This window comes from Vibrio neonatus, assembly GCF_024346975.1.
Lineage (GTDB): Bacteria > Pseudomonadota > Gammaproteobacteria > Enterobacterales > Vibrionaceae > Vibrio > Vibrio neonatus.
Map to the genome: position 1 here is coordinate 1,655,115 of NZ_AP024885.1, position 25,427 is coordinate 1,680,541.

At 43.9% G+C, this 25,427-nt stretch carries 25 protein-coding genes; 10 read left to right on the forward strand and 15 right to left on the reverse strand.

Features of this window, described 5'->3' with window-relative positions:
- Positions 1–298 precede the first annotated feature (298 nt).
- Positions 299–1,024, forward strand: coding sequence for a carboxy-S-adenosyl-L-methionine synthase CmoA (gene cmoA / locus OCU38_RS07615; protein WP_152819763.1), 726 nt, complete (start codon positions 299–301; stop codon positions 1,022–1,024).
- Between the two features lie 522 nt (positions 1,025–1,546).
- Here cmoA and OCU38_RS07620 read toward each other — a convergent pair.
- Complete coding sequence (locus OCU38_RS07620) at positions 1,547–2,440, reverse strand: AraC family transcriptional regulator (protein ID WP_261822616.1); 894 nt, start codon at positions 2,438–2,440, stop codon at positions 1,547–1,549.
- Positions 2,441–2,663: 223 nt separating this feature from the next.
- On the opposite strand from OCU38_RS07620, the gene OCU38_RS07625 reads away from it, so the two are divergent.
- The 3 genes from OCU38_RS07625 (at position 2,664) to OCU38_RS07635 (ending at position 5,136) form a co-directional block, all read left to right on the forward strand.
- Positions 2,664–3,611: an SDR family oxidoreductase gene (locus tag OCU38_RS07625; RefSeq protein ID WP_152819761.1), complete on the forward strand. Its 948-nt coding sequence runs from the start codon at positions 2,664–2,666 to the stop codon at positions 3,609–3,611.
- Between the two features lie 456 nt (positions 3,612–4,067).
- Positions 4,068–4,301 carry a TIGR02647 family protein gene (locus OCU38_RS07630; RefSeq protein WP_021712717.1) on the forward strand — a complete coding sequence of 78 codons (234 nt, stop codon included), beginning with the start codon at positions 4,068–4,070 and terminating at the stop codon, positions 4,299–4,301.
- A 1-nt stretch (position 4,302) separates the two neighbouring features.
- Positions 4,303–5,136 carry an NAD-dependent epimerase/dehydratase family protein gene (locus tag OCU38_RS07635; RefSeq protein ID WP_261822617.1) on the forward strand — a complete coding sequence of 278 codons (834 nt, stop codon included), beginning with the start codon at positions 4,303–4,305 and terminating at the stop codon, positions 5,134–5,136.
- A 95-nt stretch (positions 5,137–5,231) separates the two neighbouring features.
- Here OCU38_RS07635 and mukB read toward each other — a convergent pair whose 3' ends face one another.
- The 4 genes from mukB to cmoM are packed head-to-tail and all read right to left on the reverse strand — an operon-like array spanning position 5,232 to position 12,563.
- Positions 5,232–9,686, reverse strand: coding sequence for a chromosome partition protein MukB (gene mukB / locus OCU38_RS07640; protein WP_261822618.1), 4,455 nt, complete (start codon positions 9,684–9,686; stop codon positions 5,232–5,234).
- Positions 9,683–10,435: a chromosome partition protein MukE gene (gene mukE / locus OCU38_RS07645; RefSeq protein WP_261822619.1), complete on the reverse strand. Its 753-nt coding sequence runs from the start codon at positions 10,433–10,435 to the stop codon at positions 9,683–9,685. The genes mukB and mukE overlap by 4 nt, the downstream gene beginning before the upstream one ends.
- Positions 10,416–11,768, reverse strand: a complete 1,353-nt coding sequence (mukF, locus tag OCU38_RS07650; RefSeq protein WP_261822620.1) for a chromosome partition protein MukF — start codon at positions 11,766–11,768, stop codon at positions 10,416–10,418. Before mukF ends, mukE begins: the two co-directional genes overlap by 20 nt.
- Positions 11,769–12,563 carry a tRNA uridine 5-oxyacetic acid(34) methyltransferase CmoM gene (gene cmoM, locus OCU38_RS07655; protein WP_261822621.1) on the reverse strand — a complete coding sequence of 265 codons (795 nt, stop codon included), beginning with the start codon at positions 12,561–12,563 and terminating at the stop codon, positions 11,769–11,771.
- A 178-nt stretch (positions 12,564–12,741) separates the two neighbouring features.
- On the opposite strand from cmoM, the gene elyC reads away from it, so the two are divergent.
- From elyC to OCU38_RS07680, 5 genes are all read left to right on the forward strand, one after another.
- Entirely contained in the window at positions 12,742–13,509 is a 768-nt protein-coding gene (elyC, locus tag OCU38_RS07660) for an envelope biogenesis factor ElyC (RefSeq protein WP_152819758.1), read from the forward strand.
- An 84-nt stretch (positions 13,510–13,593) separates the two neighbouring features.
- On the forward strand, positions 13,594–14,244 hold the full coding sequence (gene torD, locus OCU38_RS07665; RefSeq protein WP_261822622.1) for a molecular chaperone TorD: 651 nt from the start codon (positions 13,594–13,596) through the stop codon (positions 14,242–14,244).
- Between the two features lie 163 nt (positions 14,245–14,407).
- Entirely contained in the window at positions 14,408–15,424 is a 1,017-nt protein-coding gene (gene purR, locus OCU38_RS07670) for an HTH-type transcriptional repressor PurR (RefSeq protein WP_152819756.1), read from the forward strand.
- Between the two features lie 157 nt (positions 15,425–15,581).
- Positions 15,582–16,268 (forward strand): TVP38/TMEM64 family protein, encoded by a 687-nt coding sequence (locus OCU38_RS07675; RefSeq protein WP_261822623.1) that lies wholly within the window; start codon positions 15,582–15,584, stop codon positions 16,266–16,268.
- Between the two features lie 27 nt (positions 16,269–16,295).
- Entirely contained in the window at positions 16,296–16,622 is a 327-nt protein-coding gene (locus tag OCU38_RS07680) for a putative signal transducing protein (protein WP_261822624.1), read from the forward strand.
- Positions 16,623–16,691: 69 nt separating this feature from the next.
- Here OCU38_RS07680 and OCU38_RS07685 read toward each other — a convergent pair whose 3' ends face one another.
- The 10 genes from OCU38_RS07685 to htpX form a co-directional block, all read right to left on the reverse strand.
- Complete coding sequence (locus OCU38_RS07685; RefSeq protein WP_152819753.1) at positions 16,692–17,501, reverse strand: alpha/beta fold hydrolase; 810 nt, start codon at positions 17,499–17,501, stop codon at positions 16,692–16,694.
- A 177-nt stretch (positions 17,502–17,678) separates the two neighbouring features.
- Complete coding sequence (locus OCU38_RS07690; protein WP_261824256.1) at positions 17,679–18,215, reverse strand: DUF3833 domain-containing protein; 537 nt, start codon at positions 18,213–18,215, stop codon at positions 17,679–17,681.
- A gap of 2 nt (positions 18,216–18,217) precedes the next feature.
- On the reverse strand, positions 18,218–18,772 hold the full coding sequence (locus OCU38_RS07695) for a hypothetical protein (protein ID WP_261822625.1): 555 nt from the start codon (positions 18,770–18,772) through the stop codon (positions 18,218–18,220).
- A complete protein-coding gene (locus OCU38_RS07700) occupies positions 18,753–19,292 on the reverse strand; it encodes a DUF2878 domain-containing protein (protein ID WP_261822626.1) in 540 nt (179 codons plus the stop codon). The genes OCU38_RS07695 and OCU38_RS07700 overlap by 20 nt, the downstream gene beginning before the upstream one ends.
- A 23-nt stretch (positions 19,293–19,315) precedes the next feature.
- Positions 19,316–20,554 carry an SAM-dependent methyltransferase gene (locus OCU38_RS07705; protein ID WP_261822627.1) on the reverse strand — a complete coding sequence of 413 codons (1,239 nt, stop codon included), beginning with the start codon at positions 20,552–20,554 and terminating at the stop codon, positions 19,316–19,318.
- 25 nt (positions 20,555–20,579) lie between these two features.
- A complete protein-coding gene (locus OCU38_RS07710; protein ID WP_261822628.1) occupies positions 20,580–21,341 on the reverse strand; it encodes a DUF1365 domain-containing protein in 762 nt (253 codons plus the stop codon).
- Positions 21,338–22,633 carry an NAD(P)/FAD-dependent oxidoreductase gene (locus OCU38_RS07715; RefSeq protein ID WP_261822629.1) on the reverse strand — a complete coding sequence of 432 codons (1,296 nt, stop codon included), beginning with the start codon at positions 22,631–22,633 and terminating at the stop codon, positions 21,338–21,340. The genes OCU38_RS07710 and OCU38_RS07715 overlap by 4 nt, the downstream gene beginning before the upstream one ends.
- Positions 22,630–23,400 carry an SDR family NAD(P)-dependent oxidoreductase gene (locus OCU38_RS07720; RefSeq protein ID WP_261822630.1) on the reverse strand — a complete coding sequence of 257 codons (771 nt, stop codon included), beginning with the start codon at positions 23,398–23,400 and terminating at the stop codon, positions 22,630–22,632. The genes OCU38_RS07715 and OCU38_RS07720 overlap by 4 nt, the downstream gene beginning before the upstream one ends.
- Complete coding sequence (locus tag OCU38_RS07725) at positions 23,397–23,819, reverse strand: nuclear transport factor 2 family protein (RefSeq protein WP_261822631.1); 423 nt, start codon at positions 23,817–23,819, stop codon at positions 23,397–23,399. Before OCU38_RS07725 ends, OCU38_RS07720 begins: the two co-directional genes overlap by 4 nt.
- A gap of 236 nt (positions 23,820–24,055) precedes the next feature.
- Positions 24,056–24,931, reverse strand: a complete 876-nt coding sequence (gene htpX / locus OCU38_RS07730; RefSeq protein ID WP_152819746.1) for a protease HtpX — start codon at positions 24,929–24,931, stop codon at positions 24,056–24,058.
- 320 nt (positions 24,932–25,251) lie between these two features.
- On the opposite strand from htpX, the gene OCU38_RS07735 reads away from it, so the two are divergent.
- Complete coding sequence (locus tag OCU38_RS07735; protein ID WP_261822632.1) at positions 25,252–25,416, forward strand: hypothetical protein; 165 nt, start codon at positions 25,252–25,254, stop codon at positions 25,414–25,416.
- Positions 25,417–25,427: the final 11 nt, after the last annotated feature.

The following is a 25,427-nucleotide window of genomic DNA, read 5'->3' on the forward strand; positions in this document are numbered from 1 at the left end:
TTGAATTTCCCGACTATTTTCTAATGACTATATAAGGTTCTGTCGAGAGACTAAGATCTCGACGCAATTAACCGATATTTATACTCGGAAATAGCCGTAAAATCGATACTCAATGCACTTTTTTATTCAGTTAATGACGGCTTTGCTCTGTTTTTAAGCAAGATAAGCGTTTTTAAGGAACATCAGCAGAAACAATACGCGCAAAGTCATAACAGTGAAGGTCACTGATCTCGGCTAATGACAGTTGCCCTACTTTTCTCTAAACTTACCGCTGTTATGAATTACTCAGCAAGATCCCATGAGCACAGATAAGATTTTTTCCGCTCCAATTGAAAAAATTGGCGACTTTACTTTCGATGAACGCGTAGCAGAAGTGTTCCCAGATATGATTCAACGTTCTGTACCTGGGTACAGCAATATCATCTCTGCCATTGGCATGCTGGCTGAACGTTTTGCCACTGAAGGCTCCAATTTATACGATCTTGGGTGCTCGTTGGGCGCGGCAACACTGTCGATGCGCCGCAACATTACCGCTGATAACTGCCACATTATTGCTGTTGATAATTCATCAGCGATGGTGGAGCGATGCAAATTGCACATCAATGCCTATAAAGCGAAAACGCCGGTCGATATTCGTGAAGCCGATATTCGCGAAATAGAAATACGCGACGCCTCTGTGGTGGTGCTTAACTTCACTTTGCAGTTTCTCTCGCCTGACGATCGTCAAAAACTACTAGAGAAAATCTATCAAGGCTTGTTACCCGGCGGTATTTTGATTCTGTCGGAAAAATTCATCTTTGAAGACCAGACTTCACACGAATTGCTTATCGACCTTCATCACGACTTTAAACGTGCCAATGGTTATAGCGAGTTGGAAATCAGCCAAAAACGCAGTGCCATTGAACATGTGATGTTGCCCGATAAAATCGACACTCATAAAAAACGTTTTGCTGATATTGGCTTTAGTAGCAGTGAAGTGTGGTTCCAGTGCTTTAACTTTGGTTCTATGTTCGCTATTAAGTAATTTGAGCCAAACGCTCTAACTCAAACTTTTTATCGCAGGTTAACTCTTATGATGGGCTCACCTGCTTTATTTTTGCCCTTAATATTTCAACCCTTAATATTTCTAGACTTGATTTAGCTCCCTCTATTTTCGTATTACCCTTTCCTGAAAAGCGCCTCCAGTTTGATACTCAATGCATGCAAACTTGATACCTATCACTCTATCTGAAATCAGATTAATACGAGAATTGAATTCAACTATGCAAAGAAACACACATGCAAATATCAAAGTTTTATTGCGTTTTGCAACTGCATAATGCGAAACACATTTGTTTTTTTACTATTCGCTTTATATAACAAAGGGTTGGCATACACATTTCAAAGTTGGCACGCATAATGCATTAGGAGACTGATCCTTTTAAGCCAAGGATCACCTAGCCAACTGACGTTGTTAGTGAACGTTGTACTTGTTCACAAGAATACAAGCCGATCGCACGTTTTTTCGTGGTCGGCTTTTTTTTCGTCATGCGCTTTAATTCCACCTTTACGCCATCATTCCTAAACGCCCTTGAGAAGACACCCACTGCTTCGGTGACTGTCCATACAAACGTTTAAATTCACGGCTGAACTGGGATGAACTGACATAGCCAACACTCATTGCCGCTTCATTAACATTCATTCCTGTTGCGATATTCATTGCCGCGTTATTTAAACGCATCGATTTCATAAATTGGATGGGTGACAGTGAGGTTGCTTGCTTAAACTTTCGATGAAACACCGCGCGACTCATTCCTACTTTAGAGGCTAGCTCATCAATGGTTACGCTTTGATCAAGGCGATGTGATAAATATTCGATAGAACGAGCGATTTCATTGCCTACGCCAAAAGAGCGCCTTACTGAAGCGCCCGCTTCGCCTTTTAATACCGCATAATACAACTCACGCAAGCGGCTTTCTCCCAATATTGCACTGTCTACTGAGTTGTCTCCCAGTTGCAATAAGCGCAATAGCGCATCGCAAAATGCATCATCCCACGTGGCAAAAGAGAGTCCTTTAGGTAATTCGGCTCCCCTTGGCGCTTTAACAGAACCTGCCACGTTTTCCATCTCCAGTGCCAGCTCAGTCATTACTTTACTGTCTAAGGTAATCGAGACTCCGAGCAATGGGTTTTCAGGTGACGCATTCGGGGTGCCTGCTTCTACAGGTAACGACATAGTGCAGCACATGTATTTGGCGTTGTCGTAAAGGTGTTTATTGCCATCTAATATTGCTTCTTTAGTGCCACTGACAATAGCAATCACTGTCGGTTCATACACCGCAGGTGCGCACTGAATGGACTCTGACACCTTAAACAGTCGCACGCCGTTTATTCCCGTTTCATGCAAGCCGTCTTCACTAAGTTGCTTTTCTAGTAGCGTTTTTATTTTGTTCTTCGTCATTACTCAACCACCCCAACACCTAACACCTAACACCTAACACCTAAACCGACACAAAAGATACAAATAGGCATATTTTAGAGACTATATCGCCTATTTAACTATCACCGTGAGAGTTATAGTTCTTTTCCAGAAAAGGTTACTACTGCAAACAGCGATTAGCAAATCTTCTTTTACAGACTGTTTGCAAAACGCATAGTGAATATAGCGAATAAGGTTTTTAACAATGACAACAAAACAATTTGGCCCTAAAGGTTGGACTCCAGAACTGATGCACTCTTTAAAGGGTAAAACCTATTTGATCACTGGGGCTAACACTGGCGCAGGGTTTGAAGCTTCACGTATTCTGCTGTCTAAAGGCGCTCAAGTGGTGATGTTGAATCGAAACCCTAGCAAATCTGTTGCGGCGATAGAGGCATTAAAAGCACAGCTCGGCGCAGATGCAAAAGTGAGCTTTATTACCCTAGATCTTTCTAAACTGGATTCGGTGCGCAAAGCCGCAGCGCAAATTCTCGAAAGCGTTCCTCAAATTGATGCGCTTATTTGTAATGGCGCGATCGCGCAAGTGGCGAAGCAAGAATTTACCGCTGATGGCTTTGAAAGCCAGTTAGGTGTCAATCACTATGGTCACTTCTTACTGTGCGGCATGTTGTTTGAGCGCATTGACGCCTCTCACGGAAGAATCGTGGTTGTCGGCAGTGAAGGCTATAAAATGGGCATTCAGAAAATTCAATTTGATGACATGAACTGGGATAACAATTATCACCCGAACAACACCTACTGCCACAGTAAATTGGCGCAAATGATGTTTGGCTATGAACTGCAAAACAGAATCAAGCAGGCAAACAAAAATGTGCAGGTGTATGTTTGTCATCCGGGCGCATCAAAAACTTCGCTCATTAACAACAAAGCAAATGGCATTACCCGCATTGCATTCTCACTAATGGCAATGACGCCGATTGTGCAATCGGCAGAGAAAGGCGCATACCCTGAACTGATGTGCGCGACACAAGATAACTTATCTGAACAAGCCTACTATGGGCCCACTGGATTTAATTATTGGGTGGGTGCGGTTGATCAGCGCCAAATAGAGTCTTTTGTCAAAGACCAAGCGAGTGCACAACGTTTATGGGCACTGTCTGAGCAAGAAACCGGCTTTGAGTTTTCTCTTTAAAAAGGACTCATTTAGTTTGTATACCCAACTTAACTTAACTCAACTTAGCGAATTGATGTGACATTGATCTCACATCAATTCTACGGGTATTAAGATGGGGATAATTTGTTGGCGCGCCTTGTATTACATTTTCAAGCGATTTGCCATAACTGACTCATTTATAAACTTTTAATCTTAGTAAACGCACGTCTCGTTTTTAAAAATCGAGAATGCGGTTATCCACAATAATTGTGGATAAAAAGCGTAAAGACTTGCCTCGTCTGGGATAGCGGAGAGTCAATAAAAAACTTCGTTTTTTTACATGCTCATGACATTAATCATATTTGCACATTGCCAAAGCCAAAACTGGCTAACAAATAAGCGCGCACCCGATAGAGGTAACGTTTTTCACTGTTTGTTGTTGATTCACTCGCATTCCAGTTCTAATGTGTTGAAAGGAATCAAAAAGGAAAGAGCATGAAATTTAATCAATTATTGGTCGATGAACTGAACTTGCTAATGCAATTCAACTTAGATAGTGCGGCTACAGGTATTAAGGTTCGCAGTGATGCTTGTGAAGCTACTCAAGTAGCAATTAAAAGCTTATTTGAAAAAGGCTTATGTACACTCAGTGATGGTGGTTACCTGACTGATCAAGGCGTAGAAATCGCTGAATCGGCAGACAAAATTCTAAGGGCGCTTAGCCACTAATATGGCTCCCGTTCTAATAATAGGCGCAGGTTGGCTTGGTCGTCCTTTAGCCAAGCAGCTTAGCGCTTCTCATCATCAAGTTCATGTCACCAATTCTCAATTAGATACCGTCAAGCAAAGCTTAGCAGAAGGCTTACACGCTCATCATTTATCACTACCGTTAAATGCATCTCATTCGCTCACAGATCTGTTACAACAATTAAATATCGATACCATTATTGGCTGTTTTACGCCCGGATTTCGTCGCACAGCAACGCCAAATTGGGACAGCTACGCACAAAACTGGCAGCAAATCTGTCAAAGCGCCAAACAAGCGAAAATCAATAAGATCATCATGATCAGCTCAACAGCGGTCTATCCTGCCGTGGCTAAGTCTATGCAAGAAAGCGATGCTGATTTTGCGCAATCTATTGTCGATAACCAATTTTCCGAAAAGAGCCGAGCGCTGTTAAAAGCAGAGCAACAAGTGCTTGATAGTGGATTGGATTATGCCGTTATTCGTTGCAGCGGGCTCATTGATCAACATCGCCACCCTTCTCGCTTTGCCACACGTTTACGCTCAGTCAGTCGTCACGCGCCGGCCAACATGTTGCATAAAGACGATGCCATTGGGGTTATCGAATTTACGCTCAATAAGGTCACGAACCGAGTACTGAATGCCTCTACCCCAGACACCTGTGATAAGGCGCAGTTTTATCAAGCCGCTATTGCCGCTCGACAACTGGATATTGCGCTTCCAGAAATCATCGATACGCCTGATAAAAGAATCGACAGTACCCTGTCACAAAAGCTCGGCTATCAATATCGTTATCAGCACACTTTGGATTTACTCTAATCCCCGGCTTCGTTTATCGATTAAATTGGACATAAAAAAACCACCTGTCATGAATCATGGCAGGTGGTTTTTGTCTGGATTAATAAAGAGAAAATCTAGATCACTTCCGCTTCATCAATTTGTTGGCTGTCTAACGATTTTTGACCAAAACCGCGCAGACCTACCACATGTACGTGTTCATGATCTTTAAACACTTTACGCACCAGTTTGTAAGTCGTCCCTTTTTCTGGGCTGATGTTTTCTGGAGCGGCAATCAACAATTGCATGTTTAAGCGATCACACAGCTCAAACAAGGTGGCAATGGATTTGGCATCCAAACGCGCCGCTTCATCCAAGAACAATAAACGACAAGGAACAATGTCTTTGCTACGCAAACGGCGAGACTCTTCTTCCCAGCTTTGTACCACCATTAATAGAATGGATTGACCCGTACCAATAGCTTCACCCGTTGACAGTGCACCAGACTCGGCTTGTAACCAACCTTCTGAACCACGGTTAACTTCCACGCCCATTTCTAGGTAGTTTCGGTAATCCAGTAGCTCTTCACCCAACACTTGCGGCGAACGCTGACCCATATCAATGTGTGGGTTAACGCGTTGGAACAACTTCGCCATCGCTTCTGAGAAGGTCAGTCTTGAATTATCAAACAGTTGTTGATGCGCTTTATCAGGGCTTGCTAGGCTATCTAACAGCACTTGATGGCTTTCGCGAATTTGCACATTCAAACGAACCCCTTTCACCTGACCAAAGTGGATGTTCGACAACCCTTGGTTCAAGATGCGGATGCGGTTTTGCTCACGCTGAATGGTCTTCTTAATGATGCTAGAAACAGACTCTGAGCTGATTGCCAGACGAGTTTCACGTTGATTAAGCTCTTCGGTTAGACGCGCCAGCTCCACTTCCATCTCTTCGATGGCTTCCACCGGATCGTCGGTGCGAATAATATCTTGGCGAATACGCTCACGCAGATATTGATACACTGCAATGTAGAACAGCACCTTACGCTCAGGATACGCAGTATCTTCAGAAGCGCGCAGTGAATCACGTAAATCGTCTTCATTGGCTACTGCAAGGCGCAATGCCCCTAACGATTTATCCGACATGGAGCGCAACTCACCTTCTGAAAGGTAAGCCAACTCACGCTTATGCAAGCGACGCTCTACATCGTGCTCTCGAGCCAGTTTCAATACTGAGCACCAGCCGGCTTTTGCCGTTACTACAAAGGTGCGCAGTTCGTTGTACTCTTTTTGCTGCTTCTTCAGCGCTTTAGTAGCGGTGCGAAGCTCCATCTCAGTCGCGGTTAAGGTTTTCTGCATTTGAGATTGCGCGGTGCGCGAGGTTTCAATGCGCTGATGCAGGTTTTCTTTGCGCGATTGCGCGCGCTCTAAAATACCATCATCTAAGGTAACACCGGCATCGCTAAGCTCTTGGCGGAACTCTTGTACAGTTTCAGACTTCGCTTGATGAGAGCTTTTTAGCGTCGCCAACAATTGGTTATATTGTTGGAACTGCTTTTGCGCCTGTTTTAAGCCTTCTTTGGCGCGCTCTTTCGCCGCTTCTGCGCTTACTAGTTTAAGTTTCAGCTGATCGCTCAGCTCATTACTTTTATCCAGCAATTGCACTGAATCTTGGTAGGCAAAGTGCGCTTTACGTCCTAATACGTTCGACAGCGCAAAGCTCTTGGTTTTGTTTTGTTGTAAAGCCTTATCAAGAGCTTCGTATTCGGCTTGAATCGCATCAAATTGCTCAGGGTCGGCATCAAGGGCATCCACAATAGGCTCAAGCTGTTGCAGGGTTTTGCCACACTTATCAAGGTAGCGCTTACTTTCAGTGAGCGCTTCTAACTTATGCTCAACTTCTTCTAGACGCTCAGCAAGGCTAATGTCTTCAAGGAGATGTAACGATGGCGAAATTTTATCTAATGCCGAGAGCGCTTTTTTCGCTTTGGCTAAAGTGATTTTGTGCTCACTTTCTGATGCTTGCAGTTTTGATAACTGCTCTGTCAACGCACTGCGCTGACTGCGTAATTCGCGAATGCTATCTTCTGGATCGTCTTCAAAGGCCACTTGTGCGTGATTTGCCACAAAGTCATTAAACGCTTGGTACAAACGCTGCGCTTTTTGCGCATCAAATGAGGCTTTTGCGTAATCTTCGATTAATTGGTCGCGCTCTTCACGCAAGGTATCGAGGCGAGATTCACGCGCGGCGCGTCCAAATAATGGCACTTTCGGGAAGCGAGAGAAACGCAGTTGTTTGTCGCTGACTTGAACGCACACTGCGCCTTCAAATTCTTCTACTTCAAATTGGCTATCATCAAAGGCATCAACGTCACCTTCTAAAAGGTAAACATCATCAGGGCAATCATCAAATTCGACCAATCGCTCTTTAATGCCGCTCATGTCAGACACGACAATCGCGTGACGCGCAGGGCCGTACATGGCGCTAAAGTAAGGCGCGTCATCTAAGGTGATGTCATCGTATATTTCAGAAAGAAGCACCCCGCCTAAGCTATCCGCTAACGCTTTCAGACGAGCATCATTTGCCCCGCCCGGTGCGCCTAAGGCTTCGATCTCTTTATCGACTTGAGTGCGACGAATGGCAATCGCATCTTTGCTCGATAACAGGGCTTTCTCTGTTTCTAGCACTTGCTGCATAGACGCCATTACCGATTGAGCATCGATTAGCTCAGCATCGGTTTGCTCGGCAATTTTCATCAAGGTGTCATTGGCTTTAATCCAGCTTGGCGCAATGGATTCAAAACGGGCAATCTCAGAATTGATTTGCTGTTCATTACGACGCATCTCAATTAAGTTATCACGGCCTGACTCAATGTTTTGTTCAGCCGTTTCGATAGCCAGAGCTTGACGCTCGTGCTCAATTTCTAAGTCTGCTTCATCGGCTAACTGCGAGGCAAATTGCTGTTGGTATTCAGTGACCAACGCACACACCGCTTTTTGTTTTGCCAGTGCGCTGCTTAATGCTTGTTTTTGTGACTGCCAATGTGGCAATTGAGACACATCGTTGTTGGCCGATACCGCTTTAGCCAGTGCGCTTTTGGCAAAACTAGCCGCTTGCTGACGAGAGCAAGTGTCATCGAGCTTTTTCACCAACTCAAAGGCATGGTTGAACTGCTCAACGCCCGCTGAATTGATGTCTAATTTGTGTTTTAGCGATAAGATTTGCTGAGTTTGACTTTGTTGCTGCTCGGTAAGTTCGCTGACAATAGCTGGGATCTCGTCCACTGAATCAATGTCTAAACCGCACAGTTCACGCGCCTCAGCAAAGGCTTTTATGGCTTGCTGATATTGCAATGCGCGAGTTTGTTGAACATCCAGCGCTTGCTGATAGTCTGCGAGCTGAGATTTAAGGCTGTCTACCTCTTCTTCGGTTAGGGTGCTTTGCTCTTCGGCGGCAATTAATAGCTCTTGCGCCTCTTCGACCACCATGATTTGTTCTTCAAGGCGTTCACTTAGCTCAACTAAATCATCTTCATAGCGAGCGATTTTTTGTTGTTGCTGCAGTGCATTTTGCACTAGCTGAACATAATCGACCGCAGATTGATGGTCTTGCTCTAGCGCTGAGTACTCTTCGACAACCGCTTCTAATTGCTGCTGCGTTGAGTTAAGCAGTGCATTGTTATCAATGATCTGCTGACGATTGCCAAATAGCTCTGCGCGCATAGCCAGCGTGCTTTCTAATTTCGAGCGGCGCTGATTAGCGTGACGCATGTAGTCGGCGGCAACGTAGTTGGTTGACTCAGTTAACAGGTGCTTAAACAGATCACGATCCGCTTGGGTATTTTTAATCGCTTCCAAGGTAGTGCGGTTTTCACGTAGCGCCGCTTCCATATCCTGAAAGGCTTTTTTCACTCCGCCATTTTGTGGCAATAAGTAATCGCGCAATGAACGAGTAATGGTGCTTGAGATACCGCCGTATAAAGAAGCTTCAATTAAGCGATAAAACTTAGAGCGGTCGCTAGAGTTACGCAGTTTTTTCGGCACTACGCCAAAATCAAACATTTGCGCGTGGTAATCAGTAATAGAATTAAAGGCTTTAAATTGCGCCCCTTCGATTTCCGCCACTCGCTCTTTGACTTCATTGAGCTGACACACTTTGGCTTGCGTATCATTGATGGTTTCAATGAACAGATTTGCCGCTTTAATCGAGCTTGGCAGACCTTGAATTAAGAAAGGCTTAATATCTACTTTCTTATCACGACCGGCGATTTGTTGCAGTTTAACCGCAAATACCAAACGTTGGTTACGTGAGTTGACCACTTCTAGCGCGGCGTAACACACGCCCGGTTGCAACTTACCGTACAAACCTTTATCACGAGAGGCTTGCGAGCTTCCCGCTTCGGTGGTGTTTCTAAAGTGCAGTAGGCTTTGATCGGGAATCAATGTGGTAATAAATGCCGCCATAGTGGTGGATTTACCCGCACCATTACCGCCAGACAATGTAGTAACAAGACCATCGATATCAAAGGTACGTGCAAAAAAACCGTTCCAGTTGACCATAGTCAGTGATTGATATTTACCGCGTTCAATCATGCTTGTTCCTCATTATTTGACTCATTATGGCTTTGCTCATCACCAGCGTGCTCATCAGAGCTTGTTTCATTGTAGCTAGGCTCATCAAGCAAACTGCCTTGTTGTACTTCTTCTGAAGGGATCGCTTCACCGTCTCTAATTAAGCGTATTTGCGCTTGCTGCACATCATCACCGACTCGAACATCAGCGCCAAAGCGAAATACCGCTTCGCTGATGCGGAATTTTTCGCCTTCACCTATTGGCAATAGCATGCCCAGACGTTTCAATCTGCGCAGAGAAGTGCGCACTTTGTCGTACAGTTTTTCTTTATCTAAATCGGTACCAGTCGCTTTGTTAGTAACAAACTTCATCAAAGTGCGATGGTCGGCAATAGAAAGCAGTTCATCAAACATTTCTTGGTTGCTGAATATGCCTTCTTGCGCCAGACGCTCAGGGCTTAGATAAAGGAAACACAATACTTTGCCCACCAGCATATCTAACTCAGAGAGGACGCTGCGGCTAATTAAGGTGGTTGAACGTGGACGCAAGTAGAAGAAACCTTCTGGCGCGCGCACCAATTCGGTGTTGTATCTTTGGTAGAACAGCATCAAGTCTGTTTCAAAGTCGCACAGCAGTGCATGATTATCCATGTCGTCTTGAGTAATATGACGACCAGAGCGAAGTAAGCTATCTAACGCTGGAAACAGCGGATTTGCTATCGCTCGAACCAGATTCTCTGGCATATATGTATCAGAATTTATTGATGACATTCGCTTGTACCTTTGCGCCATATTCGTTAATTGATTGCCAATCCGGCTGTATTGCTGCGTAGTCTTGCTCTGAGTAACCCAAGCGCACCGCTTGGTCTACCACTAATCGAGCCAGATCAAAGTGACTTGCCTGTGCGTGAGTGGCGAGATAGTTACGCAGCACTTCACCAAGGTCGATTTTAGCCCCTTGATCTTTATGACGTTTCAACATGGCTGTGACTTGTTCGGCCAACTCATTGCTGACCTGTTGCATTTCTTGATATTCCACTTCTGGCGGTAATTGCCCCAAGGCTTCATCGTTTTTCAGAACCAGAGATTCATCTCTTAGATCTCGTAAACGCTCCGCATCGGCAAAGGTCAGTAGCCAAGAATTGGAACCAAAATCTTGAATAGATTGACGCAGTCGTTGACTGAACGCTCGATTCTTATCCATATCAATCGCAGTACGGATAAATTTATGCACGTGACGGTCATAGCCTATCCATAAATCTATTGATTGTTGCCCCCAACTGATGATGCGATCGAGCTTAACTTGCAGGCTAAATAACACCGCATCGATGTAATCTAAATCTTCTTTGCCATACACCAATTGTTGTAAGGTCAATAATTGAGATTGCAACTCGTCACCTGCCGCTTGCAAGGAAGATTGCAGCTCAGTTAAGGTATTTGAGGTAGCAGAAAGCAAGTCTTCACAGTGGATGATCGCTTCACGCCAATCTTGGTTTAATAGCTCGGCAATCTCAGCTTTAACTTGATGCTGCTCTTCATCCATGACCCTTTGGTTTAAATCAATTTGGTCAAAAATTTCCGCAACTGAAAACTTCAATGTGCCGTATATGTCTCTGCGCCAACCTTCATCGGTTGGCGTCTGCTCAGCGGTTGCCACTACATTTGCCAGCTCTTTACCGGCTAAAGTCAGTTGGATAGACAATTTCAATTTTGAAAATTGGCGATGGCGCAAGTAATACTCAGAGATACCTACCGCAAGGGGCGAAAGGCGATAAATGCTGCTTCCGTCTTGTCCTTCACTGGTAAATCGACTCAGTAATCTCTGCGCAACTAAACTGTTGATGGCATTGTTGGCTTTAAACGCGATGTTGCTGACGCTCGCATCGCCATTAAATTCTCGTTGGACAATAGCAAATGCATCATGCAATTCGCCTTCTCCTAACTCTTCATCAAAACGTTCACGACTGAGTAGCGCTATCGCAACTAAAAAACTCAGATGTTCACTATTGAGGTTAAGGGAGAAATCGTGCTGTTTAACCCACCCGACCAGTTCATCGACTGTGACTTGATCGTCATGTTGCCCTTCTTGGGAGAGTTGACTCATTCAGTTCCCTACTGTCATTTCTTTTTGAACCCATACGTGTATGTATCTTCCTAGAGAAAGATAAGGTTCGGTTCTACATAATTGTCGTTCAAGCTGCATCAGTTCTTCTTGACTATAATCGCCCACATATTGGGTAAATCCAATATAGTCATGAAAGCAGCGAATCCCTGATTTTCCACAAATGCGTAAGTCGCATTCTTCTAACCAGCGATAAACGTCTTCGGGTAATAACCCTTTCTGCGGCTGCAACTTAAATCGTTTACGATGGGGCATTCCCTGCAATACATGTGGGATGTTGCCACATATTACGTTTTTCATTACCAATCCATGGTGGTTATAAAACATGATTGACGCCATGCCGCCGGGGCGCACATGTTGCATCAACTTTTCTAATACGTCTTTAGGATCTGCTAGCCATTCCATGACCGCATGAAACAAAACCAGATCCACTGGCTGTTTAAGATGCTGATCCAGTTCTTGAATTGGCGCATGAATAAACTGATACTGCTCTAGCAAATCTTGTTGTGCAATCTCTTGCTTAGCTAAAGAGAGCATTTCGCTAGAGACATCACACAATATAATATTGTGACCAAGCTCGGCCAACTTTTGCGACATTTGTGCTAAGCCCCCTCCCGCATCCAGAATGGTGAGAGGTTTTGCATGGCCTGCTATTTGGGTTATGATTTGCTGCAAATCTTCCCAGACGATAGTCTGACGGATGTTGCCTTTGTCTGAGCCATAAATATTTTCGGCAAATTTGTGGGCAATGTCGTCGAAATTACGATCTTGTGTCACTTTTAATTAATGTATGATGTTATTTGAGTGAGTTTCGTATTGTGTCACAAGGACGTCAAGAATAAAGAGCGGTTGTCGATTTGCCCCTCCGATCGACTAAAAAACCGACCAAAAACACGACATTTTAACTCGTGACACCAATTTACCCTACAGAACTTAGGAAATGGTTTAACCCAATATGTTTGAATTGAAAAAAATCATTACTGCCTTCCTTATGCCACTGCCTGCAATGCTACTTATCGGTTTCTTTGGCCTAGCGCTGGTGATGTTTACCCGCAAGCATAAGTCTGGCTGTATCTTTATTTTTATTTCATTAGCGTCCATTTTTGCTATTTCATTCCAGCCTGTATCTACCTCGTTGCTCAAACCATTAGAGCGCAAATACACGGCCTTTTTACCACCAGCAGAAAGCTTAGACTATGTCATGGTGCTAGGCAGTGGGCATGTGATTGATCCGCAAATTCCGCCAACCTCTGAATTAAGTCGCACCGCGTTAATGCGCCTTAGTGAAGGCATTCGTATATTGCGCATGTATCCCGGCGCAAAATTGATTTTATCTGGCTATGATGGCGGCTCAGAAATGAGCCAAGCACGAATGATGGCGACGGTGGCATTAGCGTTAGGCGTGGCTAAGTCAGATATTATTTTATTAGAAACGGCGCAAGATACTTGGGAAGAAGCCAGACAAGCTGCGGGCTTTGTCGGTGAAAAGCATATGTCACTGGTTACTTCGGCCAGCCATATGGAACGCGCCCTACGCGAGTTTCACAGCGCCGGTCTAAACCCTACTCCTGCCCCAACCAATTACTTAGCCCAATCCAATATTAATCAAGCGTGGCAAAAGTACACCCCGCAAGCACGATACCTAGAGCAAACAGAGCGCTACTGGCATGAAACCATGGGTAAGTGGTGGAAAAACATACGAGATCTTGTCAGTAGCAAATAAGTGACTCATAATTTAGTGAACGTCTATATTTTCGCCAACTTAGAAGCTGGTGTTGTAGTTTGCTAACGAGTTATGGGTTAAACAATGCAAGAGCTCAAGCAGTTTAATGAACAGCGGGCAGAAATTTATTGGTGGTTTTCCAGCTTATTTTCTAAAGAGCTGACCCAAGACGAACTGATTGCCTATCAAACCCCTGAAGTGAGGGGTTTCATTAATGGTCTAGCCGAAAATGAAACCCTAGCCACAGCCGCTAAACGCTTACTGGGTGCTCTTGAGCGACTGCAACTGCGCCCGAATGCTCAGCTTGAATTATCCGCTAATTTCTACGACTTATTTTTAGCCTCTGACAAACAAACTGCCCAGCCCTGCGCCTCTGTTTATATTGACGAAAACAAGGCGCTTAATGGCACCCCTGCTCAGCAGATGACGCAAGTTATGTTAGAGCATGGCATTGAAGTGGATAAATGCTTTAACGAGCCTGCCGATCATCTGGCTGTTGAACTCGACTTTATTGGCAATCTAATCATGCGCTCAAACGCGCTAGAAATGGAATCACATCTAGAAGCGGCCCTTAGTGAACAGAAGTCATTCATTGAGCAACATTTACTGAATTGGATTCCACAATTTTCGGCAAACTGCACTAAATATGATGAATTTGGTTTCTATTCTGCGGTCGCTGAACTGTTAGTTAAATTTTGTGAAATTGATTGTCGTTATCTCAGTAATGAAAAATAGCTCAGTTACCGAAAATAGATTCACATTATCGTCATAAATGCGTTGTCAGTTTCATCATTTATGGCTAGACTCCCCCGCAATCGTTTGCAATGTGATTTTGAGTGCAAATTACTCAATAATTCAACGCATTTTATAATCATTACTTATATTTACAAGGTCTCCTATGGCAACCATAAAAGACGTCGCAAAACTGGCTGGTGTCTCCACCACTACAGTTTCACACGTTATCAATAAAACACGTTTTGTGGCTGAAACAACACAAGAACGTGTTATGGAAGCTGTAAAAGAGCTCAACTATGCGCCAAGTGCGGTTGCTCGTAGCTTAAAATGCAACACCACTAGAACCATTGGCATGTTGGTAACTCAATCCACTAACCCCTTCTTTGCGGAAGTGGTCGATGGCGTAGAAAGTTACTGTTACCGTCAAGGCTATACGTTGATCTTATGTAACACTGGCGGACTGTACGAAAAGCAGCGCGATTACATTCGTATGCTTGCCGAAAAGCGCGTAGATGGAATATTAGTAATGTGCTCTGACTTAACCGAAGAGCTACGTGAAATGCTAGATTCTCACCCAGGCATTCCTAAAGTGGTGATGGATTGGGGCCCCGAGTCCTCCTCTGCAGACAAGATCATTGATAACTCAGAAGAAGGTGGCTACCTTGCCACTAAATATCTGGTTGAAAATGGACATACGAAAATTGGCTGTTTAACTGGTCAAACTGAAAAGCTTGCTTGTATTGAGCGTATGTCTGGCTATAAAAGAGCATTGGCTCAAGCTAATATCCCATACAACGACGATTTCATTTTTGAAGGTAACTTTGAATGTGATACCGCAGTTGAAACAGCTGATAAACTGGTCGCTCTTGCAGAAAGTGAACGCCCCACGGCTATTTTCTGCTTTAACGATATCATGGCGCTGGGTTTAATTAGCCGTCTGACTCAACATGGCATTGCCGTTCCAGAAGATATCTCTGTAATTGGTTACGATAATATCGATTTAGCCGGCTATTTTGCGCCGCCTCTTACCACGATACATCAGCCAAAACGTCGCGTGGGTAAAACCGCCTTTGAGATCTTGCTAGAGCGCATTAAAAACAAAGAGCATGACCGCCGCATTTTTGAAATGCACCCAGAGTTGGTAGAGCGCTCAAGCGTGAGAAACCTAAACGCTAGTTAACATGACCATTTAATTGAATAAGGCTAGATATCTTAATGATTTCTAGCCTTTTTTATTTGTACCTGCTGAGAATAAATCAAATAAAATACGCAAGTGATGAAAGTTTCCTATTATTGATCCTGTCTCTATACTTACTCAGGATGATAAGGACGCACTCATGAATAAGAAATTGATAATCGGGCTAATTTTAGTTGCAGCGATTGTATTACTCGGCATCAACTTCGGTCAGTACTTCACTTTAGAAAACGCCAAAGCTCAGCAATTAGCGCTCAATACGCATATTGAAAATAATTTCGTATTGTCAGCGGCTATCTACTTTATTGGCTACGTATTTGTTACGGCCTTTTCCATTCCTGGCGCTGCTGTGGTGACTTTACTTGGCGCGGCACTGTTTGGCTTCTGGACGAGCTTACTATTGGTCTCATTTGCCAGCACCATTGGCGCAACCTTAGCCTTTTTAAGTAGTCGCTACCTTCTGCGTGACTGGGTACAAGCTAAGTTTGGAGCTAAACTTGATGCCATTAACAAAGGCGTAGAGCGTGACGGCGCCTTTTATCTATTCTCATTGCGTTTAATACCCGTATTTCCGTTTTTCCTGATTAACCTATTAATGGGGCTAACCCCTATCTCGGTTGTGAAATACTATGTATTTAGCCAACTTGGCATGCTAGCAGGGACTATGGTGTATCTAAACGCCGGGACGCAACTGGCAGAAATAGACAGCTTATCCGGCATTGTTTCGCCTACCGTATTGGCCTCTTTTGCTCTGTTAGGTTTATTCCCGCTCATTGCTAAATGGATCATGGGTAAGATTCGACCACAAAACGGCTCTAGCCCTGCTTAATCCATCATCGCAATATAAAGGATATTCATGAAGTTATACGTTGCGCAAAATCCGCCTCAAGCTCATATTTTATGTGAGCTTTTGCGTAGTCATCGCATTCAGGTAGAAGTGCGCGGAGAAGGGTTGTTTGGCCTGCAAGGAGAACTGCCAATGGATGACTCTAGCCTGCCCTATTTGTGGTTAGTCGACGAGCACAAGCAACAACAAGCCAAAGCCCTGATTGCAGAATTTGAAGATAGACACAATCACAGCTCAAATTGGCGCTGTGATGATTGTGGGGAAATAAATGAGGGGCAGTTTGCCTTATGCTGGCAATGTGGCGCTAGCACCACTGATGAAGCGATATTGGTTTAGTATTCTAATTATTGAGTACAATATTTAGCTTTGATACCTCTAACTTTGATACCTCTAACTTTGCGACATCTAGCTTTGTGAACGAATAAATTCGATAGATTTGTCATTGAACTCTTGAGGCTTTTCCACGTTACACACATGGCCACAATTTTCTATTTCTACCAACTGGCTATTTTGGTGAACCGAGACCATCTCTTTTACCGGCTTGATGAACATGTAGTCCTTGTCACCCATTAAATATAGAGTCGGAATATCAAGCTCTTTGTCTCTAAAGTAGCGCATTAGCGGGTTAACATCGGCTGCCAGCTTAAACCAACGTTTGAACTCTTTTTGACATAACTTTCTGGCTTCTCGTACAAACATCAACCGAGATTCAACTTGCCCTTTTTGCGGCATCACAATCCAAGCAAACAAACTATATAACCACATGTACGGGATAATATTCTTACACAAATCGCCCATTTTCACTAAGATTTGCGAACGCGTATTAAAGCGCGTCACAGCGCCGCCAAGCACCATAGACTTAACACGCTCTGAGGCAAGCTCTGCCAATGTGCGTACAATAATGGTGCCTAAAGACATTCCCACAAAGTGTGCGGATTTGATTTTAAGATGATCCAAAACGTGCAAAATATCTTTGGTCACTGACTCAAAGGTATAACGCTTACTGATGATATCTTGGAACAAGGTATTGGATTTACCGTGCCCGCGCAAATCTACCAAGAGTACGTTAAAGTGCTCGCGGTACGCTTTAATTTGCTTAAACCAAATTGACGAACTGCCACCCGCACCATGCACAAATACTACCCACTCCTGAGATTCAGAATGGCGATAGGCTTTATGGAATAACATTGGATTGGATTCAGCAATAGCGGTCATTGATCACACAGAGGGAAATATTAAGTTAGTTGATAGTAACATAAATGACGAGCACTCAGATTGCCCTAGTCGTTGATTTTGTAACAAATAGTGAGTCGCAATGCAAGTTAGGCGTCATTAGCAGTACAAATAGCACCCTAAACACGAATAACGCCACGGGTGCTCAACACAAGCAATCTAAAGATCCTTTTGGAAAAACAAGGTTAAGGTTCCAAACTCTATGCCTAATTTCCTTATGGAGGTTAAATTAAAGACGTGTTTATCATCTTGTCGATATAGCCAATCATCAAAGTGAACCACCACACTCGAATCCCCTCTTGGCAATTCAAAGTCATAGCGCCAGCGCAGTGCATTACCCACTTCTTCACCGATAGCAACTCCGACAATATCATCGGCTTTTCCCTCGTAACTGCCATCAGCTAAACGGGTGATCCGCCAAATGCGCGTCGATTGCTCGCCATCAGCAAACACGAAGTCTTCATGCAGCGTCAATGTATTGCCTTGCACCTTGCCTTGAAGTGCGACCTCAAAGCGTCGTGTTTGCTTACCGCTCCTGTCTTGCACCATACCCCATGCGGTGACACTACCTGAAAAATAGCCAAACAAATCAAAATCAGGCCCTTCCCCTTGATACTCATTCACATCTGCGGTGCATCCTGCCATTGATAGGGACAACAGCGCGCTTATCATTAATAGTTTCAGTGTTTTGATCATCATTAATTCAACCCAATAAGTTGCTGTCTGTGCTTAGGATATTCGGTATTTGGCGATAACCAGATGGCTAAAAAAGCATCGTTAAGGGCTTCATCGGTGATCTCACCTCGCCATTGGGTTAGCCCGTCTTTTTGAATGTACACAAAGGCACCCGATAATCCGTCCGTGATATACACCAACTGATCGCCTAGTGCTACGTCAGGATAAATATTGCCTAAGCGCACTAGCCACTGGGATGATTGGTTGGTGTTATAACCAAGGTGCGCCCACTGTTTTTTAGTCTCTTTGAGTAAATGTTTCTTAGAGATATTGCGCTCATAAGTAATCGCCAGAGCAACCGGATGAGGAGAGAGATCATTACCGACTTGATATTGACCTTCTGGTGAGCGCAGCTGTGAGGTATAAACATCGAAAAACATAAAGTCTAAATCAGCCGAGCCTACGGTCGGCCACTGCTGCCACTGCTGTAGCGTGCTTTTGCTCGGCGTGGCAAAACTTACTGCACTGACTAAAGCAAGACTAATACAGAATAAGGTTCTAGCTAGGGTGAGTCTCATGTGGCTTTACTCCATGGCGTCTTTTTTGTAACACGTTTAAGGAGTAGATAATCAATGCAAAAACCAGTGCCCATTCCAATGCAATAATTACGAAAGTCATTGTGTTGGAATAAGGCCATTGCACCGCACCTAATTGCAAGCCAGCAAAATAACTGGCGGCGGCTCCTAACGCTCCAACCATACATACGATGGCAAAAGGGAAACGGATCAAAAGAGCGCGCATCTGATAGGCATACCAAGCAAAACTGACCCATAACAGCGCCAGCCACAGGGGTATCCCAGCCGTTGGTATCGAAGAAAACACAAATAAACCGGTAACGCCGTGTATCACATCCATCGCCACACCCACACAGGCGATCATAAATAGCCAACTCAGCGGTAGGCCGCGATAACGATATGACAAAGCCACCGTCGCAATCACACAGACCAAAAGCAACAGTTGTGTGCTTTGTTGCCCCATGACGGCTAAAAACCACAAGCATTGAAACCAAATGGAAATCAATAATAGTTTCTTATTCATAACTAACCTCGCCTATAGGCAAACTACACAGGGCTTCTAAAAGTAAGGTGCACTGTGCTAATTCGTCGCGCAAGAAATCCACCTTCGCAGTAACACAAATAGTAACGCCACATACGCATAAAACGTTCATCATAGCCGAGCTTAGATAGCTCATTTTCAGCCAACTCAAAGCGATGTAGCCACTCTTTTAAAGTGCGCGCATAATCCAAACCAATGTCATGCAGATCGTGCACCACCAATTGGCTGTGTTGAGTGGTTTGCTGTAATAAATGCGAAACCGAAGGCAAGAAACCACCTGGGAAGATGTACTTTTGAATAAAATCGACACCTTTGCTGTATGACACAAATCTCTGGTCAGCAATGGTGATCGCTTGAATTGCCATCAAACCGCCGGGTTTAAGCAATGCTTGGCATTTTTGGATATAGGAAGGTAAATACTCACGCCCTACCGCCTCAATCATTTCAATGGACACAAGCTTGTCGTACTGCCCATCGAGATCACGGTAATCTTGTTGTAGCAGGGTGATTTTGTCGGTGAGACCTGCCTGCTGGATTTGTTGTTTGGCATACAAAAACTGCTCTTGGGAAATCGTAGTTGTAGTAACATGACAGCCATAGGTTTGCGCCATGTATATCGCCATACCTCCCCAACCTGTGCCAATTTCAATAACTGTATCATCAGCACAAAGTTGCAATTGTTGGCACAGCCTTTCCATTTTATTAATTTGCGCCTGCTCTAAACTGTCTTCTGCGCTGTGATACACCGCGGCTGAATACAGCATGTTTTTATCCAAAAAACGCTGATATAAATCGTTGCCTAAATCGTAATGAGCGCTGATGTTTTTCTTTGAATTTAATTGAGTATTGCGATTTAGCCAGTGTCCTAATTTATAAGCGAAACGGGTCAACAAACTTTGCTTGCTGTTCATGTCATCCAGTGCATTTAGATTGAGCGCCATAATCTTCATTACCACGGTCAAATCAACGCTTTCCCACCAGCCATCCATATAAGCCTCGGCAGCCGCAATGCTTCCGCCACTTAGCATTCGAGAATAAAAGTCGGGATGTAATACTTGGATACTGCCGTTTAAAGCCTGCGAGGGCTTACCGAAGCTCTGCTCTGATGAATACGAATCAAAGCACTCACTAATGGTTAAATGGCCATGCTTTAAGTTTTGTAGTTGTTTGAACACCATTGCTCGGGCTGAGCGTTGTAATGGCGAGAATTCCTTTTCGATCACTAAAGATTGAGAGTTGTACATTACAAAAAGCCTCCTGCTTAATCTTCTATTTATTTTTGGCTGGATGGGGATATAAAGGCACTTTCTTCATCCACAACTTCAATGCATGCCAATAAATACCGATAACTACTTTTACTGCCATTATTGGCGTTGAGATCAATTGTTTGAGTAAATTTTTTGAATTAAAAGCCTGTGCTTTCATCGATAATGTTGCGTCAAACTCTTTACCCTCTCGATGACACTCTAAATGCACCATCAATTTTTTAGACAAGGGTTTTAGTTTCCATACATATTGTTGGTCAATCGGATTAAACGGCGACACATGAAAGGCTTTATCGTGTTGCCAATTCTCTCCTTGCTCACCTTCATTGGCATCAACGGCATAATAATGATGTTCATTCCACGGTGTATTGCTCACTTCTGCCAGCAAGGTTCTCCACTGTCCCTTATCATCAAACACATAATAAAAATTCACAGGGCTAAAATAGAGACCCAAATAACGAAGATGCACCACCGCAATCACTTTGCCAGTGTGCCGCTCTCCAGTCAGGGCAAATACTTTATCTTGCACCGCTTTTTTAAGGCAGCCTGTTCCTAGATAATCACCACGGCAAAACCTTGCCCAATGCCACCAGCGCTCACCAAAGCCCCATACCGATTTTTTTAAACAAGCCAGTTCGTCCAAATCAATGCTAGGCATAAACAAGGGGTAATTCAGTGCATGCTTTACCGGTGAGAAACGTCTATGTCTGACCTCACCGACCATGATGGCACTGTTTGTGACTTGCTGAACTGAAGCGGGGTTCATGCCGCGCCCTTTTGTTGCAAATCTTGTGAGGTGACAGGCAACAACTTATCAATCGCTTCAACCACGTTTAACGCACTTACTACGCCGTCTTCATGAAAGCCATTGCGCCAATACGCGCCGCAAAACCAAGTATTATGTTGACCTTGCACCTCAGGGCTACGCTGCTGCGCGGCAATGGATTCACGCGTAAATACGGGATGGTGATAAACAAAAGATTTTAAGATTTTGTCTTTATCAATATTGGGGCTGTTATTTAATGAAACACAAAAGGTATGCTGTGACTGAATGTGCTGCAGTATATTCATGTCATAAGTTAAGGTAGGTAAACGAGATTCTTGATCGCTTGCCCCTTCTAAGTAGTAATTCCAAGATGCCCACGCTTTAGTGCGCTTAGGCAATAGGCGAGTATCGGTGTGCAATACCACCTCATTGGCTTGATATGTCATAGCCCCTAAAATATCGGACTCAGTCTCTGTGCGCTCTTCACCTAAAATGCGCAGTGCTTGGTCACTATGGCAGGCAAAAATCACCTGATCAAAATGCTGCCATTGCCCTTTGACCAAAAGACTCACCCCATTCTCGCTTCTCACTACTTTCTCAACGGGTGAACTAAGGTGAATATTGTCGGCAAAACCTGCAATTAACGGCTTAATGTAAGCCCTAGAGCCGCCTTCAATCACATACCACTGCGGACGATTTTTAATATCCAGCAAACCATGATTTAAGAAAAAGCGCAGGAAGAATGACAATGGAAAGGCGCGCATATCCGCAAGGGTAGACGACCAAATCGCCGCGCCCATTGGCAAGATATAATTCTCACAAAAATAATCGCTGAATTGATGCTGATTTAAAAAGTCTCCTAAAGTGTCATCTTGTACTGAATCATCGGCGGCAAACGCTTTCGCTAATTTATTAAAGCGTAAAATCTCCAAGATAAAGCGGTAAAATTTAGGGTTCAGCCAATTGCGTTTTTGCGCAAACAGGTTCGATATACCGTGTCCGTTGTACTCCAATCCATTGCTGTCATTTCGCACACTAAAGCTCATTTCCGTCGGGTTACCGCGCACGCCAATTTCATTCATCATTTTAATGAAATTGGGATAGGTTCTGTCGTTGTAGACAATAAACCCCGTATCCACGCTATACGGCTTTCCATCCACTTCAACATCCACGGTGGCAGTGTGCCCGCCAATATAATGGTTGGCCTCAAACAAAGTCACATCATGGGTTTTATGTAAATGATAGCCACAAGTTAAACCAGAGATCCCGGTGCCAATAATTGCAATTTTCATTCGGCTTTATCCTTAATCAGTTTGCTTGATAAGCGTTGCTGTATGGAATACGGCAAGCTGCCAAGTAGTCTTAAAATCCATGTAAAACGTTTGGGGAAATAGATGTGTGCTTTTTTATCAGCAATGCCCTTTTGAATCGCTTTTGAGGCTTGCTCTGCGCTGATCATCATTGGCATTGGGAAGTCGTTTTTATCAGTAAGTGGCGTTTTTACAAAACCGGGGAACACCGTGCTGACCAAAATTCCTTTTTTGGATAAATCAAGCGCCAGTGTCCTGGCTAAATAACTGACCGCTGCTTTAGAAGCGCCATACGCTTCTGCCCTCGGTAGTGCTAATTCACTGGCAATTGAACCCATTACCACCAAGTGATGACCTGCGGTAAAGTGATGCTGCGCCGCCTCAATCGTATTCGCCAGCCCCACTACATTTATCTGCATGACTCTTGCCACCAGCGCGGCATCCATCACGCCATCGTCAATATATTCACAGCTTCCTGCATTTAAGATCCATGTGCTCGGAATAGGGTCTAATGAATGGAGCGCCTCTTTACAGGCGGTTAAATCGGTAATATCAAAGTTAAGGGGAATGACATGCTCACCCAGCGCGGCAAGAGCTTCTAATTTGCTTTGGTTTTGACCGCATACATAGATAACCCGCTTAGGATGAGCCTGTTCTAGCGCATGAGACTGGGCATGAGATTGAGCATAGTCATAGGCCAGTTGCTCTCCTATGCCAGAGGTCGCGCCAGTGATGAGAAGCGCACTCATAACTCACCCATGCGCTTTTTAATCGCTTTTACCACAGAGCCCAAAATAGGTAAATTTTCATACAGCATTTCACCCATATCAAAATAATCTCTGTGGTGGATGATCTTGCCGTCACTAAACTGCAAGTGGCTAATGCCTTTCACTGCCACCTCACTGCCGCCTTTTAATTTGGGGTGACGCAAACGCATGGTCCAAATAATAAAACCCGCTTCGCCGGTTTGATGCTTGCTTTCAATCTCAAAGCGACAATCAATCACATTTTGATAAAGATTTTCAAAGTATAAAGACAGGGCTTCCCAGCCATTTAACTTATGTACGGCATCTTCAAAGATGACATCTTGATGATAAATTTGCGTTAAATCGCTCAATGTCTCTTTGGTCAGTTTTTGGTATACATCTGCTACGCTATCAATGCTCATTGTCTATTCCTAATCACCGTTTAAGGAGTCCTTTCCTATCAGCTTAATACCTGTTTTTTTGACCACTTTTTTGAGGTGCCAAATATAAAGGTAGAGTACCTTGCTCTCTTTAACTACGTGACTTGGGTGAATTAAGATCAAAAAAAAACTTGGTTTTTACACCAAGCTTTTTCGTTTATTAGCAAGTCGTCTTACCAAGGGCTATTTGCAAGAGCTATTAGCAAAAAGCGCTAGAGTTAGAAGTTTTGAGTATTTCTCAACGCTTCAATGCGCTTATCCAATGGTGGGTGTGACATTAGAAGCTCGGTTAGTGAGCGTTTACCATTGATACCAAATGCCATCATAGAACCTTCCAGTTGAGGCTCATGACTGGTTTTTAGTCGTTCAAGAGCGGCAATCATTTTATGTTTACCGACTAATTCCGCAGCACCTGCATCGGCATGGAATTCACGTTTACGGCTATACCACATAGTGATGAAGCTTGCCAAAAAGCCAAACACAAGCTCTAACGCCATAGATACGCCAAAGTAAACCATCATGTTAGAACCGCCTTCCCCTTCGTCGTTATTGTTGTTTGCCACAATGTTGGCAATAAAACGAGAAAGGAAAATAACAAAGGTGTTCACCACGCCTTGCATTAAGGTCATAGTGATCATGTCACCATTTGCGATGTGGCTAACTTCGTGAGCCAATACCGCTTCGGCTTCATCTTGAGTCATGCTGTTTAGCAATCCAGTCGACACTGCCACTAATGAATCGTCACGCTTTGCGCCTGTCGCAAACGCATTAATATCCGGCGCATCATAAACCGCAACCGTTGGCATGCCAATGCCCGCTTGCTGCGCTTGACGAGATACCGTTTCTAGCAACCAATGTTCTGTTTGATTACGAGGGCTTTCAATAACCTGTCCACCCACAGAGCGAAGCGCCATGCCTTTGGACATCATCAAAGAAATAATAGATCCGCCAAAACCAAACACAGCAGCCAACACAAGCAAACCAGAAAGGCTACCAGATTGAATTCCAGTAAAGGCATATACAAGGTTTAACACCACACTCAATACTGCGATTACAGCAAGGTTGGTCAGTAAAAATAACGCTACGCGCTTCATTTGAGTTCTCCAAGTAAGAAGCTAAATCTATATCATTGTGGGGCTTAATCGATAGTGTAGACAAAGAAAAACACTCTTTGTTCCCACAGAAGTCCACGGCACTCACCGTTAAGATGTCGATTCCCCGTTGTCGGCATATTGTATACAGGAGCCTACGTCACGCAAACTTAATAGCAGTAACAAATTGCTACAATAATGAGACTTCAAGCCAAAGTTGACGCATTTTTTATTAAAGTATCTTGCTTAAAATCAATGAACGAGTATAAATATTAAGCACACAATAAAGAGATTTAACTATTCATTAACAAAAGGAGTAAGTTATGGATAATGCTGCAAATCATGAAATGGCAGTAGATATGCTTCGTTGTCACTTAGGGATGAGTAAGCAAGAAGCGTTAGAAGAGCTTGGACTAGAAGAGATGCCGAGTATTGAACAGCAAGTGATCAATGCGCAATCTCAAGTCGCTAACGACACATCGCACTGATTCTATTGAAA

What these genes read in the sequence shown, in the direction of transcription:
- mukF (WP_261822620.1), bottom strand. Translation starts at nt 11,768, where the DNA reads ATGAGTCAACTCTCCCAAGAAGGGCAACATGACGATCAAGTCACAGTC.
- OCU38_RS07680 (WP_261822624.1), top strand. Translation starts at nt 16,296, where the DNA reads ATGAAGTTATACGTTGCGCAAAATCCGCCTCAAGCTCATATTTTATGT.
- mukE (WP_261822619.1), bottom strand. Translation starts at nt 10,435, where the DNA reads ATGTCATCAATAAATTCTGATACATATATGCCAGAGAATCTGGTTCGA.
- htpX (WP_152819746.1), bottom strand. Translation starts at nt 24,931, where the DNA reads ATGAAGCGCGTAGCGTTATTTTTACTGACCAACCTTGCTGTAATCGCA.
- OCU38_RS07715 (WP_261822629.1), bottom strand. Translation starts at nt 22,633, where the DNA reads ATGAAAATTGCAATTATTGGCACCGGGATCTCTGGTTTAACTTGTGGC.
- OCU38_RS07620 (WP_261822616.1), bottom strand. Translation starts at nt 2,440, where the DNA reads ATGACGAAGAACAAAATAAAAACGCTACTAGAAAAGCAACTTAGTGAA.
- OCU38_RS07685 (WP_152819753.1), bottom strand. Translation starts at nt 17,501, where the DNA reads ATGACCGCTATTGCTGAATCCAATCCAATGTTATTCCATAAAGCCTAT.
- OCU38_RS07735 (WP_261822632.1), top strand. Translation starts at nt 25,252, where the DNA reads ATGGATAATGCTGCAAATCATGAAATGGCAGTAGATATGCTTCGTTGT.
- OCU38_RS07630 (WP_021712717.1), top strand. Translation starts at nt 4,068, where the DNA reads ATGAAATTTAATCAATTATTGGTCGATGAACTGAACTTGCTAATGCAA.
- purR (WP_152819756.1), top strand. Translation starts at nt 14,408, where the DNA reads ATGGCAACCATAAAAGACGTCGCAAAACTGGCTGGTGTCTCCACCACT.
- OCU38_RS07695 (WP_261822625.1), bottom strand. Translation starts at nt 18,772, where the DNA reads ATGAGACTCACCCTAGCTAGAACCTTATTCTGTATTAGTCTTGCTTTA.
- OCU38_RS07710 (WP_261822628.1), bottom strand. Translation starts at nt 21,341, where the DNA reads ATGAACCCCGCTTCAGTTCAGCAAGTCACAAACAGTGCCATCATGGTC.
- OCU38_RS07705 (WP_261822627.1), bottom strand. Translation starts at nt 20,554, where the DNA reads ATGTACAACTCTCAATCTTTAGTGATCGAAAAGGAATTCTCGCCATTA.
- mukB (WP_261822618.1), bottom strand. Translation starts at nt 9,686, where the DNA reads ATGATTGAACGCGGTAAATATCAATCACTGACTATGGTCAACTGGAAC.
- torD (WP_261822622.1), top strand. Translation starts at nt 13,594, where the DNA reads ATGCAAGAGCTCAAGCAGTTTAATGAACAGCGGGCAGAAATTTATTGG.
- OCU38_RS07625 (WP_152819761.1), top strand. Translation starts at nt 2,664, where the DNA reads ATGACAACAAAACAATTTGGCCCTAAAGGTTGGACTCCAGAACTGATG.
- OCU38_RS07635 (WP_261822617.1), top strand. Translation starts at nt 4,303, where the DNA reads ATGGCTCCCGTTCTAATAATAGGCGCAGGTTGGCTTGGTCGTCCTTTA.
- OCU38_RS07720 (WP_261822630.1), bottom strand. Translation starts at nt 23,400, where the DNA reads ATGAGTGCGCTTCTCATCACTGGCGCGACCTCTGGCATAGGAGAGCAA.
- elyC (WP_152819758.1), top strand. Translation starts at nt 12,742, where the DNA reads ATGTTTGAATTGAAAAAAATCATTACTGCCTTCCTTATGCCACTGCCT.
- OCU38_RS07675 (WP_261822623.1), top strand. Translation starts at nt 15,582, where the DNA reads ATGAATAAGAAATTGATAATCGGGCTAATTTTAGTTGCAGCGATTGTA.
- OCU38_RS07700 (WP_261822626.1), bottom strand. Translation starts at nt 19,292, where the DNA reads ATGAATAAGAAACTATTATTGATTTCCATTTGGTTTCAATGCTTGTGG.
- OCU38_RS07690 (WP_261824256.1), bottom strand. Translation starts at nt 18,215, where the DNA reads ATGATCAAAACACTGAAACTATTAATGATAAGCGCGCTGTTGTCCCTA.
- cmoA (WP_152819763.1), top strand. Translation starts at nt 299, where the DNA reads ATGAGCACAGATAAGATTTTTTCCGCTCCAATTGAAAAAATTGGCGAC.
- OCU38_RS07725 (WP_261822631.1), bottom strand. Translation starts at nt 23,819, where the DNA reads ATGAGCATTGATAGCGTAGCAGATGTATACCAAAAACTGACCAAAGAG.